The sequence below is a fragment of the Streptomyces sp. NPDC002403 genome, from assembly GCF_053593015.1.
In genome coordinates this window covers 34,825-48,742 of record NZ_JBSFBQ010000006.1, presented here as the reverse complement: position 1 = coordinate 48,742, position 13,918 = coordinate 34,825, and the positions used below count along the sequence as shown (strand labels likewise).

At 69.5% G+C, this 13,918-nt stretch carries 12 protein-coding genes; 4 read left to right on the top strand and 8 right to left on the bottom strand.

The features are described from left to right. The first annotated feature begins 231 nt into the window (after positions 1 to 231). Positions 232 to 942: an aggregation-promoting factor C-terminal-like domain-containing protein gene (locus tag ACWCPY_RS09535; RefSeq protein WP_451263765.1), complete on the top strand. Its 711-nt coding sequence runs from the start codon at positions 232 to 234 to the stop codon at positions 940 to 942. Positions 943 to 1,078: 136 nt separating this feature from the next. Continuing rightward, complete coding sequence (locus ACWCPY_RS09530; protein WP_451263764.1) at positions 1,079 to 2,545, top strand: AI-2E family transporter; 1,467 nt, start codon at positions 1,079 to 1,081, stop codon at positions 2,543 to 2,545. Between the two features lie 81 nt (positions 2,546 to 2,626). Here the strand turns inward: ACWCPY_RS09530 and ACWCPY_RS09525 are convergent, their stop codons facing one another. Beyond that, positions 2,627 to 3,160 carry an alkyl hydroperoxide reductase gene (locus ACWCPY_RS09525; RefSeq protein WP_451263763.1) on the bottom strand — a complete coding sequence of 178 codons (534 nt, stop codon included), beginning with the start codon at positions 3,158 to 3,160 and terminating at the stop codon, positions 2,627 to 2,629. A gap of 12 nt (positions 3,161 to 3,172) precedes the next feature. Further along, complete coding sequence (locus tag ACWCPY_RS09520; protein WP_031083404.1) at positions 3,173 to 3,727, bottom strand: peroxiredoxin; 555 nt, start codon at positions 3,725 to 3,727, stop codon at positions 3,173 to 3,175. A gap of 131 nt (positions 3,728 to 3,858) precedes the next feature. On the opposite strand from ACWCPY_RS09520, the gene ACWCPY_RS09515 reads away from it, so the two are divergent. Beyond that, positions 3,859 to 4,827, top strand: coding sequence for a hydrogen peroxide-inducible genes activator (locus tag ACWCPY_RS09515; RefSeq protein ID WP_451263762.1), 969 nt, complete (start codon positions 3,859 to 3,861; stop codon positions 4,825 to 4,827). Between the two features lie 53 nt (positions 4,828 to 4,880). Here the strand turns inward: ACWCPY_RS09515 and ACWCPY_RS09510 are convergent, their stop codons facing one another. The 5 genes from ACWCPY_RS09510 to ACWCPY_RS09490 all read right to left on the bottom strand — a co-directional run bounded on the left by ACWCPY_RS09510 (position 4,881) and on the right by ACWCPY_RS09490 (position 9,766). Then, positions 4,881 to 7,280 (bottom strand): FtsX-like permease family protein, encoded by a 2,400-nt coding sequence (locus ACWCPY_RS09510; RefSeq protein WP_451263761.1) that lies wholly within the window; start codon positions 7,278 to 7,280, stop codon positions 4,881 to 4,883. Then, positions 7,277 to 7,963 carry an ABC transporter ATP-binding protein gene (locus ACWCPY_RS09505; RefSeq protein WP_451263760.1) on the bottom strand — a complete coding sequence of 229 codons (687 nt, stop codon included), beginning with the start codon at positions 7,961 to 7,963 and terminating at the stop codon, positions 7,277 to 7,279. Before ACWCPY_RS09505 ends, ACWCPY_RS09510 begins: the two co-directional genes overlap by 4 nt. Further along, a complete protein-coding gene (locus ACWCPY_RS09500; RefSeq protein ID WP_124716644.1) occupies positions 7,960 to 8,484 on the bottom strand; it encodes a PadR family transcriptional regulator in 525 nt (174 codons plus the stop codon). Before ACWCPY_RS09500 ends, ACWCPY_RS09505 begins: the two co-directional genes overlap by 4 nt. 68 nt (positions 8,485 to 8,552) lie before the next feature. Further along, positions 8,553 to 8,798 (bottom strand): hypothetical protein, encoded by a 246-nt coding sequence (locus tag ACWCPY_RS09495; protein WP_329818131.1) that lies wholly within the window; start codon positions 8,796 to 8,798, stop codon positions 8,553 to 8,555. Beyond that, positions 8,795 to 9,766: an SPFH domain-containing protein gene (locus ACWCPY_RS09490; RefSeq protein ID WP_451263759.1), complete on the bottom strand. Its 972-nt coding sequence runs from the start codon at positions 9,764 to 9,766 to the stop codon at positions 8,795 to 8,797. The genes ACWCPY_RS09495 and ACWCPY_RS09490 overlap by 4 nt, the downstream gene beginning before the upstream one ends. 222 nt (positions 9,767 to 9,988) lie before the next feature. Here ACWCPY_RS09490 and ACWCPY_RS09485 point away from each other — a divergent pair, with 222 nt between their 5' ends. Continuing rightward, positions 9,989 to 12,235, top strand: coding sequence for a transglycosylase domain-containing protein (locus ACWCPY_RS09485; protein ID WP_451263758.1), 2,247 nt, complete (start codon positions 9,989 to 9,991; stop codon positions 12,233 to 12,235). A 75-nt stretch (positions 12,236 to 12,310) separates the two neighbouring features. Here ACWCPY_RS09485 and ACWCPY_RS09480 read toward each other — a convergent pair whose 3' ends face one another. Continuing rightward, positions 12,311 to 13,780 (bottom strand): catalase, encoded by a 1,470-nt coding sequence (locus tag ACWCPY_RS09480; RefSeq protein ID WP_451263757.1) that lies wholly within the window; start codon positions 13,778 to 13,780, stop codon positions 12,311 to 12,313. Positions 13,781 to 13,918: the final 138 nt, after the last annotated feature.

Sequence of the window (13,918 nt, the reverse complement as noted above, 5' to 3'; positions counted from 1 at the left end):
TGCTTCCGTCAGGCCCCGCATACGGCACACCCGCACCTCCAGAGGTGCCACGCACCACACAACTCAACAATCGACGTCCGTATGCCGCCCGCGAGCACCACGCGGCGCTCCCTCCGGGGAGTCGCCCACCGGGTCCGTGCCTCCCGTGACCCAAGCAGTAGGGAGGCCAGCGCCAGGGGCACGATTGCGTCCGCGAGGTCACCTAAGCGGGCGATGCTGGAAGGACACCGTGTGAGCCGGATCTCGGTCCGGGGGTTCGCCGTGGCATCCGCCACCGCCGTAACCACCGTTGGCGCCGTCGTTGGCGTTGCCTCGGGCAGCACTCCCGCTGTCGACGACAACAACTTCGAGGCGACCGCAGCCGACACCACGCTGCTCGCAGACATCCCCGCGGGCCAGCAGGCCCAGGTGCAGACCGCCTCGCTGACGCAGCAGGCCGACGCCCAGGCGTCCGCGGCCGATGCCGCGGCGAAGAAGTCCGTGGAGGAAGCGGCCCGCATCCAGGCCGCCAAGGACGCCAAGTCGAAGAAGGCGGCGGCCGAGGACAAGCTGGAGCAGGAGCGCAAGGAGAAGAAGAAGGCGGCGGACGAGCGCGCCAGCCGCTCCTCGATCCGCAGCGCCTCCTCCTTCGCCCAGCAGGGCTCGTACACCGTGGCCGAGATCCAGGCGATGGCGCGTCAGATCGTTCCCGCCGACCAGTTCCAGTGCTTCAGCAACATCGTGAACGTCGAGTCGAGCTGGAACTACCGGGCGAGCAACCCGTCCACCGGCGCCTACGGCCTCATGCAGGCGCTGCCCGGTTCGAAGATGTCGACCGCCGGGGCGGACTGGCAGACCAACCCGGCCACCCAGATCAAGTGGGGCCTCAGCTACATGAACAGCGGCCGCTACGGAAGCCCGTGCGCTGCCTGGTCCTTCTGGCAGGCCAACCACTGGTACTAGAACCTTCCGAGGTTCCGGTCCCGATCGTGCAGAGCCCCTCGCCGTCCTACGGTGAGGGGCTTCGTGCATGTACGGTCGGTCCGGACGGCGCGGCGGGGGAGCGGCGGGGAGAGAAGACGGGGGAAGAGGAACGATCATGTCGAAACTTCCGGGGTGGCTCGGCCGGCTGGGCGCCGAACTGACCGAACTGGGCGATCGGCTGGAGCAGCGCCGGGCCGAGGCCGAGGGGGACGAGGCCGCGCGGACCGAGCCGCCGGTGACCGCTTCCGCCGCGCCCGCCGCGGCCGTTGCCTCCGGAGCCGTTGCGTCCGGGCCCGTTCCGGGCGAGGAGGCCCGGCGCGGTGCCGGGGCCGGCCGTGTGCCGCCGCCGCCCTCGTACGCCCCCTCCGTCGCCGCCCGGCCCGATCCGGTCGCGGCGATTCCCTGGGGGATGCGGGTCGCGGCCGAGGCGGGCTGGCGGCTGCTCGTCCTGGCGGGCACCCTCTGGGTGCTGATGCGGGTCATCAGCGCGGTGCAGCTGGTGGTCCTGGCGTTCGTCGCCGCGCTGCTCGTCACCGCGATGCTGCAACCGACCGTCGCCCGGCTGAGGCACCACGGGCTGCCGCGCGGGCTGGCCACCGCCGTCACGGCGATCCTGGGCTTCGTCATCATGGGCCTGGTCGGCTGGTTCGTGGTCTGGCAGGTCATGGACAACATCGACACCCTCTCCGACAAGGTGCGGACGGGTATCGACGATCTGAAGAACTGGCTGCTCGACAGCCCCTTCCACGTCACCGAGCAGCAGATCAACGATGTCGCGAAGAACCTCAGCGACACCATCGGCACCAACACCGAGCAGATCACCTCCGCCGGACTGCAGGGCGTCACCGTGATGGTGGAGCTCCTCACCGGGATGCTGCTGGCGATGTTCTCTACGCTCTTCCTGCTGTACGACGGGAGGCGCATCTGGCACTGGGTGCTGAAACTGGTGCCGGCCCAGGCCCGGCCGGGCGTCGCGGGCGCCGGGCCGCGCGCCTGGCGGACGCTGACCGCCTATGTGCGGGGCACTGTCATAGTGGCGCTGATCGACGCGATCTTCATCGGGCTCGGGATCTTCTTCCTCGATGTGCCGATGGCGGTGCCGCTGGCGGTCTTCATCTTCCTCTTCGCCTTCATCCCGCTGGTCGGCGCCGTGATCTCCGGGGCGCTGGCGGTGGTCGTCGCGCTGGTCACCCAGGGCGTGTTCACCGCCCTGATGGTGCTGGCGGTGGTGCTCGCCGTACAGCAGATCGAGGGCCATGTGCTCCAGCCGTTCATCCTGGGACGCGCGGTGCGGGTGCATCCGCTCGCCGTGGTCCTCTCGGTCGCCGCGGGCGGCATGATCGCCGGCATCGGCGGCGCGGTCGTCGCGGTGCCGCTGGTCGCGGTCACCAACACGGTGGTCGGCTATCTGCGGGCGTACGGACAGGAACAGGCGTTGCGCTACGCGCCGTCCCCACGCGGGGCGACCGCCGTCGATCTCGCTCCGACACCCGCGCCCGGATCGCCGCCCGAGGACATCGACTACGGCGACGACGAGGACCGCGCCGACGGGGACACGAAGAAGAACGGGTCCGGCACATAGGCCCACGGGCAGAAGGGAGAAGGGCCCCGGGGACGGTCGGTCGTCCCTGGGGCCCTTCTCGTACAAGGGGTACTGCTGGTCCTACTCGGCGAGCACGGCCTCGGCATCGAGGGTCACGCCGACCGCCTGGATCACCGAGGCGATCTTGACGGCTTCCTGAATGGTCTCACGGTCCACGCCGGCCTTGCGCAGCACCTGCTCGTGGGAGTCCAGGCACTGGCCGCAGCCGTTGATCGCGGAGACGGCGAGCGACCAGAGCTCGAAGTCGATCTTCTCCACGCCGGGCTTGCCGATGACGTTCATCCGCAGACCCGCCCGGAGCGTCCCGTACTCGGGGTCCGACAGCAGGTGCCGGGTCCGGTAGAAGACGTTGTTCATCGCCATGATGGCGGCGGCCGACTTCGCGGCGGTGTACGCCTCCGCGGAGAGGTTGGCCCTGGCCTCCGGCTCCAGCTCGCGCAGCACCTTCGGCGAGCGCGAGGCGATCGCGCAGGCGAGGACGGTGCCCCAGAGCTGCTGCTGCGGAAGTTCGCTGTTCCCGATGACCGAACCGAGGTTCAGCTTCAGGTCCTTGGCGAAGTCCGGAACGGCGGCCTTCAGTTCGTCGAGTGCCATGTCGCTGTCAGCTCACTCGCCCGAGAGGAGCGCGACCGGGTCGAGGGTGTTCTCGCCCTTGGTCCAGTTGCACGGGCACAGCTCGTCGGTCTGCAGGGCGTCCAGGACCCGCAGGACCTCCTTGGGGTTACGGCCCACGGAACCGGCGGTCACCATCGTGAACTGGATCTCGTTGTTCTGGTCGACGATGAAGACGGCGCGCTGGGCGAAGCCGTCCTCGCCCTCGATGCCGAGGTCACGCATGAGCTCGTGCTTCGAGTCGGCCATCATCGGGAAGGGCAGGTCGGTCAGGTCCGGGTGGTCCTTGCGCCAGGCGTGGTGCACGAACTCGGAGTCACCGGAGAAGCCGAGGATCTGGGCGTCACGGTCGGCGAACTCGTCGTTCAGCTTGCCGAAGGCGGCGATCTCGGTGGGGCACACGAAGGTGAAGTCCTTCGGCCACGCGAAGACGATCTTCCACTTGCCCTCGTAGGTCTTGTGGTTGATCTGCTCGAACTCCTTGCCGCTCTCCAGCGAGACACAAGCAGTCAGGTCGAACTCGGGGAACTTGTCACCGACAGTGAGCACGCGCTCTCCTTGTAGCGTAGGAATTCCCTTTTGGGGGTTTTCCTGAGGGTTGGACGGAGTCCACCTTGGCACAGAGTGCATTGATCGCGGAAATAGCTACACTCGGCCGTGATGATCGGAGGTGCCTATCAGTGGCCCAGAGCAATCCGGGCAGTCGGCCCAAACAGCCCAGCCTGTCGCAGCTGCGCGCCTTCGTGGCCGTCGCGGAGTACCTGCACTTCAGGGACGCGGCGGCAGCAATCGGGATGAGTCAGCCGGCGCTCTCCGGGGCGGTCTCGGCGCTGGAGGAGGCACTGGGTGTCCAGCTCATCGAGCGTACGACGCGCAAGGTGCTGCTCTCGCCGGCCGGGGAGCGGCTCGCGGTACGGGCCCGGGCGGTGCTGGAGGCCGTCGGCGAGCTGATGGAGGAGGTGGAGGCGGTCCGGGCGCCGTTCACCGGGGTGCTCAGGCTCGGTGTGATCCCGACCGTCGCCCCGTACCTGCTGCCGACCGTGCTGCGGCTGGTCCACGAGCGCTACCCGGAGCTCGACCTCCAGGTGCACGAGGAGCAGACCTCCTCGTTGCTGGAGGGGCTGGCCGCGGGACGGCTCGACCTGCTGCTGCTCGCGGTGCCGCTCGGAGTGCCCGGGGTGACCGAACTCCCGCTCTTCGACGAGGACTTCGTGCTCGTGATGGAGAAGGACCACTGGCTGGGCGGGCGCGCCGACATTCCGCGCGAGGCGCTGCGCGAGCTGCCGCTGCTGCTGCTCGACGAGGGGCACTGCCTGCGCGACCAGGCGCTGGACATCTGCCGGGAGGCCGGCCGCACGGAGGGGGCGCCGGTCACCACGACCGCCGCCGGGCTCTCCACACTGGTCCAGCTGGTGGCCGGCGGGCTCGGTGTGACGCTGCTGCCGCGGACCGCGGTGACGGTCGAGACCGGCCGCAACGACGCGCTGGCCACCGGGTACTTCGCGGAACCGGCGCCGTCGAGACGGGTGGCGCTGGGGATGCGTACGGGGGCGGCGCGGCACGAGGAGTTCGAGGAGTTCGCGGCGGCGCTGCGAGAGGCGATGCGGGGGCTGCCGGTGCGGGTGACGACCGGCACACGAAGCGACTGAGAGGCGAAGGGGGTGCGGTCCCGCGGGACCGCACCCCCTTCACCACCGCTCCGTCACTCCGTACGCAGGCCGTCCGGGCGCATCATGCGCCACAGCGGTGGCAGCGACACCAGCGTGACCAGCAGGATCAGCGCCGCGCCCGCGCCGGTCATCGGCAGGAACAGCCACCAGTCGGTGACCTCCTTGTCGAGCATCGCGATCAGCGTGGCGCCGAGGCCGAGCCCGCCCGCCACGGCCACCGCCAGTCCGATGACCACCGGCAGGGCGGTCTGCCAGAGCACCGACCAGGCGAGGGTGGAGCGCCGGGTGCCGAAGGCGACCAGCACCGAGAGCAGCCGCTTGCGCTCGCGCAACTGCTCCAGCTGGGCGACCAGCATCGCGGCGGCGATCAGCAGCAGCGTCGCCGTCGCACCTACCTGGAGGCCGCGCTGCACACTGGCGTACTTCTCGTCGCGCGCCACCGACCTGAGGGACGCGACCCGCATCGCGGGGTCGAGCCTGGCCGCGGTGTTGCGCACGTACTCCGCGACATCCTCGACGCTCTCGTCGACCCGGATCTGCGACTGGGTCGTCGCGCCGGGCAGCGTGCTCGGGTCGATCGCGCCGGTGGTGGCCATGATGCCCCAGGAGTCCTCGCCCAGCGGATCGTGGCGGGCGAGGACCGTCGGGGAGTCCGCGGGCAGCGTCCACCGCATCGTCTTCCCGCCGGGAGCGCTGCTGATCTCGACCTCCTTGCCCTTGCGGGCCGTCTGGTCGACCCAGTCGGACAGCTCCTTGTCGTTCCTGGGGTGGACCACGAAGGTGTCGCCGTCCTTGCAGGACTCGATCCGGGCCAGTTCGCGCAGGGTCCCGCAGTCGCCGACGATCAGACTGGTGGTGGGCTGGACGTCGTCGCCCTCGAACTTGCCGGGCCTGGTGACGTACACCTCGACCTTGCCGATGACGGCCTCCACGCCCTTGGTGGCCTTGAACTGCTCGATGGTCCGGCCGGCCGCCTCCGGGGTGACCTTCTCGGAGTACGTGTAGAACTGGGCCCGCGACGGGTCCTGCCCCGTCATCCTGTTGAACTCGTCGCCCACCGCCGCGAACAGCATCTGCAACGCCACCGCGCCCGCGACCGCGACCGTGATGCCGCTGACCGCGCGGGAGGCCGCGCCGCTGCTCAGCTGGAGCCTGCGGGTGGCCAGCTGCCAGGGCACCGGGCCGCCGTGCAGCCGGTTCACGCACGCCTCGACCAGCCACGGCAGCAGCAGCGCGAGCCCGACCAGGACCAGCACGGCACCGCCCGCGATCGGGTACGGATCGACCGGGGTGAACTCGTCGACCTTGCCGGTCATGCCGAGCACCACCAGGCCCGCGACCGGCATCACCAGCCGCCACCAGAACCGGCGCCTGCGGTTGCGGCCGCCCCGTACGACGCCGAGCGGCTCGATCACCACCGAGCGCAGGGCGGCCAGCGTGACCACCAGCGCCGTCAGCGGAACGGCGACCACGACCAGCGCCGTCAGCCGGAGGTCGGGCACCAGGTCGGACGGGAAGACGCTGACGTCCCACATCTCGATGTGACCGACGAAACGACGCCCCACCAGGAAGAGCACCACACCGGTCAGCAGCCCGAGGAGCGCCCCGAACACGGCCTCGCCGGCCGCGATCCGGCGGGTCATCCGGATGTCCGTGCCGACCAGGCGCAGCGCGGCGAGCCGGCGGTCGCGGCGGTCGCCGCCGAACCGCACCGCCGTCACGATGAAGATCGCGACCGGCACCAGCAGCACCACGCAGATCATGATGATCAGCACGATGAGGACGGGCGGCATCTCCTCGCCCTCGCCCGGATTCCCGTAACCGGCGATCCGGTGACCGCCGTTGGCGGGGGTCAGGGTGTCGCTGCCCGCGTAGTAGACCAGGTCCCCCGGCGAGACCAGGCCGGAGCCGGCGATCGTGCCGGTGATCCGGTACGGCAGCCGTTCCCTGAGGAGGCTGCCCTCCGAGGAGTCCAGCAGCTCCTTCAGCGCGGGGGAGACCACCATCTCGTCCGCGCCGGGGAAACGCTCGACGCCCGGCGGGACGACCGGACGCGTACCGTCCGCGCGCATCAGCCAGCCCTCGACGGTGCGGCCGCGGTACTCGGTCTCCGCGTTGATCCGGAGCACCGAGGTGTCGGACTTCTTCGCCTGTGCGTCCGGCCCGCCCGGGACGGCGCTCTCGGCGCGGGCCTGGCTGCGCGCGGACCGCTCCTGGAGCAGATGCGGCGCGGAGGCGGCGGTCAGGAGCAGCGCCACACCGAGACCGACGCCGACGGCGGTCAGTACGGTGCGGACCCAGCCCTCGCGCCCGCCGCCCGCGGCGAACCGGATGCCGAGACCGAGGTCGCGGAGCCGGGCGGCGACACCGGTGGGCGGGGCGGGCCGCGGCGGGGCCCCGGCCGGTGCGTTCTTCTGGTCGAGCAGGGTCATACGGCGTGCTCCAGGTCGCGGGTCCGGCCGTCGCGCACGGTGACGTCGCGGTCCGAGTACGCGGCGACCCGCGCCTCGTGGGTCACCAGGACCACGGCGACATTGGTGGACCGGGCCGCCTCGGTGAGCAGCTCCATGACCCGCTCGCCGTTGAGGGAGTCCAGTGCACCGGTCGGCTCGTCCGCGAAGATCACCTTCGGGGAGGCGGCCAGCGCGCGGGCCACGGCGACGCGCTGGCCCTGGCCGCCGGAGACCTCGCCGGGGCGCTTGGCGGCCACGTTGTCGACCTCCAGGCGTTCCAGCCAGTGGCGGGCGGTGCGTTCTGCTTCCTTGCGCCTGGCGCCGGCCAGGCGGAGCGGCAGGGCGACGTTCTCGACGCAGGTCAGCTCCGGGACGAGCTGGCCGAACTGGAAGACGAAGCCGAACTCGGTGCGGCGCAGGGCGCTGCGCTCGGCGTCCGACATGGCGGAGAGCTCGCGGCCCGCGTAGGTGATCGTGCCCCGGTCGGGCGTGACGATTCCGGCGAGGCAGTGCAGCAGGGTCGACTTGCCGGAGCCGGAGGGGCCCATCACGGCGACGACCTCACCGGGGTGGATGGAGAACGAGGCGCCGTCGAGGGCGGGCGTCTGGCCGTACGTCTTGTACAGGCTGTCGGCGCTGAGCAGGGAACCTACGGGAATCATGCGCCCACCTCCGCGGCGAGACGGTCGAGCCGGGCGGCGGTCAGTTCCAGCCAGCGCAGATCGGCTTCGAGGTGGAAGAGCGCGTGGTCGCAGATCAGCTGATCGGCGAGGTCGCCCTTGCGCTTGCGGTCGGTGAGGATGCGCATGAGGCGCAGGTGCTCGGTGCGCTGGGTGTCCAGCAGGGCCTCGGCGCTGCGGCCGGTGAGCAGGGCCAGGACGACCTTGGTGTAGAGCGTCGACTGGAGGTACGGCTCGGGCTTCTCCGGCTGCGCCAGCCAGGCGCCGACATCGGTGATCCCGGCCTCGGTGATGGCGTACCGCTTGCGCTCCGGGCCGCCGCCGCTCTCCACGCCGTCGACCTCGACGAGGCCGTTCTTGAGCAGCCGGGACATGGTCGAGTAGACCTGGCCGTAGTGCAGGGGGCGGTCGTGGCCGAACTTCTCGTCGAACGCGCGCTTCAGGTCGTAGCCGTGGCGGGGGCCGGACTCCAGGAGTCCGAGCAGGGTGTGGCCGATAGACATGCCGAGCACTGTACACGGCGTGTATACCTCTGGTGTATACCGGGCCCCCGCCCCCGGATCCCCGGTGTTCAGCCGTCGGACGGGCCCGACGCGTCCTTCGGCGGCCGCCCCCGGCGGGGGATCGGCCGCGCCGTACCCGGCAGGCGGCCCGCCTCCGCCAGCGCCCTGCGCAGCAGGAACTCGATCTGGGCGTTCGCGCTGCGCAGTTCGTCGGAGGCCCAGCGGGCCAGCGCGTCGTGCACCGCCGGATCCAGCCGCAGCAGCATCTGCTTGCGCTGCGGCGGGGTCCGGCGTGCCGGGGTCTGTTCGGTCACTGGTAAAGAGTGCCCGTGTTCAGGACCGGCTGCGCCGCGCGGTCACCGCACAGCACCACCATCAGATTGCTGACCATGGACGCCTTGCGCTCCGCGTCGAGCTCGACGATGTCCTGCTCGGCGATCCGGGTGAGCGCCATCTCGACCATGCCGACCGCGCCCTCGACGATCTGCTGCCGGGCCGCGACCACCGCGCCGGCCTGCTGGCGCTGGAGCATCGCGGAGGCGATCTCGGGGGCGTACGCGAGGTGGCTGAAGCGCGATTCGATGATCCGTACGCCGGCGGCCTGCACCCGGGCGGTGAGCTCCACGGCCAGCTTCTCGGTGATCTCCTCCGCGTTGCCGCGCAGCGAGAGGCCGCCCTCCTCGTGGGCGTCGTACGGGTACTCGATCGCGATGTGCCGGACGGCCGCCTCGGTCTGGGTGGCGACGAACTCCAGGAAGTCGTCGACCTCGAAGAGCGCCTGCGCGGTGTCCTCGACCTTCCAGACGACGATCGCCGCGAGCTCGATCGGGTTGCCGTAGGCGTCGTTGACCTTCAGGACCGCGGTCTCGTGGTTGCGGACCCGGGTGGAGATCTTCCGGCTGCTGGTGAGCGGGTTGATCCAGCGCAGCCCGTCGGTACGGATCGTGCCGACGTAGCGGCCGAAGAGCTGGATCACCCGGGCCTCGCCCGGTGCGACCATCTTCACACCCGTCATGCAGAAGAACGAGGCGATGACGAGCAGGACGCCGAAGATGCAGACGGGGACGCCCAGGGCGTTGTTCCCGTTCGAACCGACGACGCCGCCGACTATCGCCAGACCGATGCCGGCGATCACCCCCAGCACGGTCAGCAGCAGGCCGAGACCGCCGGGGATGCTGTGCGCCGTCACCTCTCTCACCTGCGGTTCGGGCATCTGCGGGGCGTCGGGCGTGAGGTCGGCGGCAAGGGTGGCCACATTGTGCGGATTGCCGTGGTCGGGCATGGAATCCCCCGTTTCGAAAGACTGACTCGGTGCTAGCAATGTGATTACACATTACCTGTGTTCGCAACCTTGGGCACCCTTCGTGAGTCGGTTCCCTTGGGAGCGGGTGCTGATTGTCACGTCCGTAAAAGACCGCATCGCTCGCTTTTTGTCCTTGCTGACGGTGTTAGCTGGTTCGGCTGAGCGGATCTGGTCGAGCAGAGAAACAGGAGCGAAACAGCGATGGGTCGAGCGGATGCGCGACGAGCCCAGCGGCGCGGAGCGCGGCGGGCCGCGAAGAGCGGCGGCATACGCAGACTCTTCACCTGGAAGAAGATGCTGGGCGCCTTCTTCGGACTCTGCCTGCTGATCATGGGCGCCTTCGTCGCGCTCTACATGTACGTGGACATCCCCAAGGCCAACGCCCTGGCCGAGCGGCAGAGCAACGTCTACCAGTACAGCGACGGGTCGCTGCTGACCCGCACCGGCAACGGCGTCAACCGTCAGATCGTCGACCTGGCCGAGGTGCCCAAGGAGGTGCAGCACACCTTCGTCGCCGCCGAGAACAAGTCGTTCTACGACGACAAGGGCGTCGACCTGAAGGGCACCGCGCGCGGCCTGATCAACACCCTCAGCGGCAAGGGCAAGCAGGGTGGCTCGACCATCACCCAGCAGTACGTCAAGAACTACTACCTGACGCAGGACCCGACGATCAGCCGGAAGCTCAAGGAACTGGTGATCTCGCTCAAGATCGAGAACAAGAAGGGCAAGGACTACATCCTCGCCGGGTACATCAACACCAGCTACTACGGGCGGGGCGCGAGCGGCATCCAGGCCGCCGCACAGGCCTACTACGGCGTCGACGCCAAGGACCTCAACGTCTCCCAGGGCGCCTACCTGGCCTCGGTGCTCCAGGCCCCCAGTCAGTACGACTGGCAGACCGCGAGCGAAACCGGCAAGAAGCTGGTCAAGGAGCGCTGGGGCTACACGCTCGACAACATGGTCGAGATGCACTGGCTCGACAAGGCCGAGCGCGACAAGCTCACCTTCCCGAAGCCGCACAAGGCCAAGCCCGCCAAGGGCATGGAGGGCCAGACCGGCTACCTCGTCGAGGCGGCCAACAAGGAGCTGGAGAAGCAGGGCATCACCGCGGAGATGCGGCAGGCCGGCGGCTGGACCTTCACGCTCAACATCGACAAGAAGCGGCAGAAGCAGCTGGAGCAGTCGGTCGACCGCCAGCTGGAGTCCAAGCTGGACCGCAAGAACAACAAGGTCGACGCGACGGTCCAGGCCGGTGCCACCTCGGTGAACCCGAAGACCGGCGCCGTCGTCGCGATGTACGGCGGCGTGGACTACGTCAAGCACTACTACTCCAACGCCACCCGCCGGGACTACCAGCCCGCCTCCACCTTCAAGCCGCTGGTGCTCGCCTCCGCGCTGGAGAACGGGTCGAAGACCCAGGACGGCGACCTGATCGGTGTCAACACCCGCTACGACGGCACCAGCAAGCGGCCCGTGGTGGGCAGCGACACCCCGTTCGCTCCGGAGAACGAGGACAACCAGAGCTACGGCAGCGTCACCGTGCAGAAGGCGATGAACGCGTCGATCAACTCGGTCTTCGCGCAGATGGTCGTCGATGTCGGCCCGCCCGCGGTGAAGAAGACCGCGCTGGCCCTCGGCGTACCGGACGAGAACTTCCCCGAGCGCCCCGCCATCACGCTCGGCACCATGAACGCCTCGACCTGGGACATGGCGGGCGCGTACGCCACGCTCGACAACCACGGCAAGAAGGTCACCCCGTTCATCGTGAAGTCGGCCAAGCACCGCGACCGGACGGTGGAGCCGGTCGAGGGCATCGGCAGCCAGGTGATCAGCCGCAAGTCCGCCGACACCGTGACCTCCGTCCTGACCGGCGTGGTGGACAGCGGCTCCGGCCGGGCGGCCAACACCTCGGCGTACGAGGCGGCGGGCAAGACGGGTACGTCGGAGAACAACAAGTCGGCCTGGTTCGCCGCCTACACCCCGGAGCTCACCACGGTCGTCGCGCTCTTCGGCGAATCGCCCAAGGAGGGCGGCGGCCAGGTCAGCCTGACCGGCACGGCCAACTCCGGCCGGGCCAACGGCGGTGGCTTCCCGGCACAGATCTGGGCGGACTACACGCTCGGTGCCCTGGGCGGCGGCTCCAGCGCCCGGTTCGACCTGGAGGACGTCGAGCGCGGCGAGGTCACCGTGCCGAGCACACCGCCGGCGAGCCCCTCGCAGTCGGCGAGCACCGACACCACCCCGTCCCAGTCGCCGGACGCGCCCTCGCAGAGCCCGAGCCAGTCGCCCGACGTGCCGCCGAGCCAGTCCCCGGACGTGCCGCCCCCGAGCCAGTCCCCGGACGTGCCGCCGAGCCAGTCCCCGGGCCAGCCGGGCGGCGGGGTCCCCGGCAAGCCGGCCGACGGCAACGAGAACAACATCGCCAACGGCGCTCCTCCCGCGCGATGAGCTCCTGAGCCGACGACGAACACATGAATCAGGGGCGGTGCCGGCCGGCACCGCCCCTGATCCGTTTCCCGTATGTCAGCCGCCGTTGACCTTCTTGGCGATCCGGTCGCCTAGGTCCTTGTCCACGTTGCGCCAGTACTGCAGCGCGCGCTCCAGGACCGGGGCGCTCACGCCGTCCAGCAGATGGCCGGAAATGTTCCCCACCAGCCGCTCGCGGGCCGCGTCGTCGAGCACCTTGCGCACCATCGTGCCCGCCTGGCCCCAGTCGTCGTCCTCGCTGTGCAGCTTGTACGCCTCGTGGACCATCTCGCCCGCCGTGGCCCAGCCCGCCGGGTCGCCGTAGCGCGCGGTGTCCGCCGCCGGGCCGCCGTAGGAGTTCGGCGCGTAGACCGCTCCGGTACGGCTCGGCTCGTACCGCATCGGACCGTCCTTCGCGTACGAGTTCCGGCCGAACCGCGGGCGGTTCGGGGGCAGCTGCGCGTAGTTCGGGCCGATCCGGTACCGGTGGGTGTCCGGGTACGAGAAGAGCCGGCCGAGCAGCATCTTGTCGGGCGACGGACCGATGCCGGGCACCAGGTTCGACGGCTCGAAGGACGCCTGCTCGATGTGGACGAAGAAGTCCTCCGGGTTCTCGTTCAGCGTCATCCGGCCGACTTCGATCTCCGGGTAGTCGCCGTGCGGCCACACCTTCGTGAGGTCGAACGGGTTGAACCGGTAGTCGGGCGCGTCGTCGAACGGCATCACCTGGACGTACAGCGTCCAGCTCGGGTGGTCACCGCGCTTGATCGCCTCGAACAGGTCGCGGCGGTGGACGTCGCCGTCCACACCGGCCATCCGGTCGGCCTCGTCCTGCGTGTAGAAGTCGATGCCCTGGTCGGTCTTGAAGCGGTACTTCACCCAGAACCGCTCGCCGCCCGCGTTGACCCACATGTAGGTGTGCGAGCTGTAGCCGTTCATGTGGCGGTACGTCTTCGGGATGCCCCGGTCGCCCATCAGCCACGTCACCATGTGCGCGGACTCGGGGGACAGGGTCCAGAAGTCCCACTGCATGTCGTGGTCGCGCACCGCGCTGTCCGGACGGCGCTTCTGCGAGCGGATGAAGTCCTGGAACTTCATCGGGTCACGTACGAAGAAGACCGGCGTGTTGTTGCCGACCATGTCGTAGTTGCCCTGCTCCGTGTAGAACTTCAGGGCGAATCCACGGGGGTCCCGCCAGGTGTCCGGGGATCCCTGCTCACCGGCGACCGTGGAGAAGCGGGCGAGCATGGCGGTCTGCTTGCCCGGCTGGAACATGTCGGCCTTGGTGAACTGGCTGACGTCATTGGTCACCTTGAAGGTGCCGTACGCGCCGGATCCCTTGGCGTGGACCACTCGTTCGGGGACCCGTTCACGGTTGAACTGGGCCATCTTCTCGATGAGGTAGTGGTCCTGGAGCAGGATCGGTCCGTCGGCTCCGACAGTGAGCGAGTGTTCATCGCTCTCCACCGGGATTCCGGCGTTGTTCGTGGTGTAGGGGGTGTTTCTGGTCTTGGGTTCCTCGGACACGAGCGTCCTCCCGTCGGTGGGGGTTTCGGTCAGGTCGTCTCGTTCACGACTGAAGTCAAACCCGCCGACAGGAGGTCGGCAACATTTCGCTACCCTGCGTACAGGGCTCTGCCCCGTGCCCGTTCCGGACCCTTTCGT

What these genes read in the sequence shown, in the direction of transcription:
- ACWCPY_RS09530 (WP_451263764.1), top strand. Translation starts at nt 1,079, where the DNA reads ATGTCGAAACTTCCGGGGTGGCTCGGCCGGCTGGGCGCCGAACTGACC.
- ACWCPY_RS09525 (WP_451263763.1), bottom strand. Translation starts at nt 3,160, where the DNA reads ATGGCACTCGACGAACTGAAGGCCGCCGTTCCGGACTTCGCCAAGGAC.
- ACWCPY_RS09510 (WP_451263761.1), bottom strand. Translation starts at nt 7,280, where the DNA reads ATGACCCTGCTCGACCAGAAGAACGCACCGGCCGGGGCCCCGCCGCGG.
- ACWCPY_RS09505 (WP_451263760.1), bottom strand. Translation starts at nt 7,963, where the DNA reads ATGATTCCCGTAGGTTCCCTGCTCAGCGCCGACAGCCTGTACAAGACG.
- ACWCPY_RS09500 (WP_124716644.1), bottom strand. Translation starts at nt 8,484, where the DNA reads ATGTCTATCGGCCACACCCTGCTCGGACTCCTGGAGTCCGGCCCCCGC.
- ACWCPY_RS09490 (WP_451263759.1), bottom strand. Translation starts at nt 9,766, where the DNA reads ATGCCCGACCACGGCAATCCGCACAATGTGGCCACCCTTGCCGCCGAC.
- ACWCPY_RS09485 (WP_451263758.1), top strand. Translation starts at nt 9,989, where the DNA reads ATGGGTCGAGCGGATGCGCGACGAGCCCAGCGGCGCGGAGCGCGGCGG.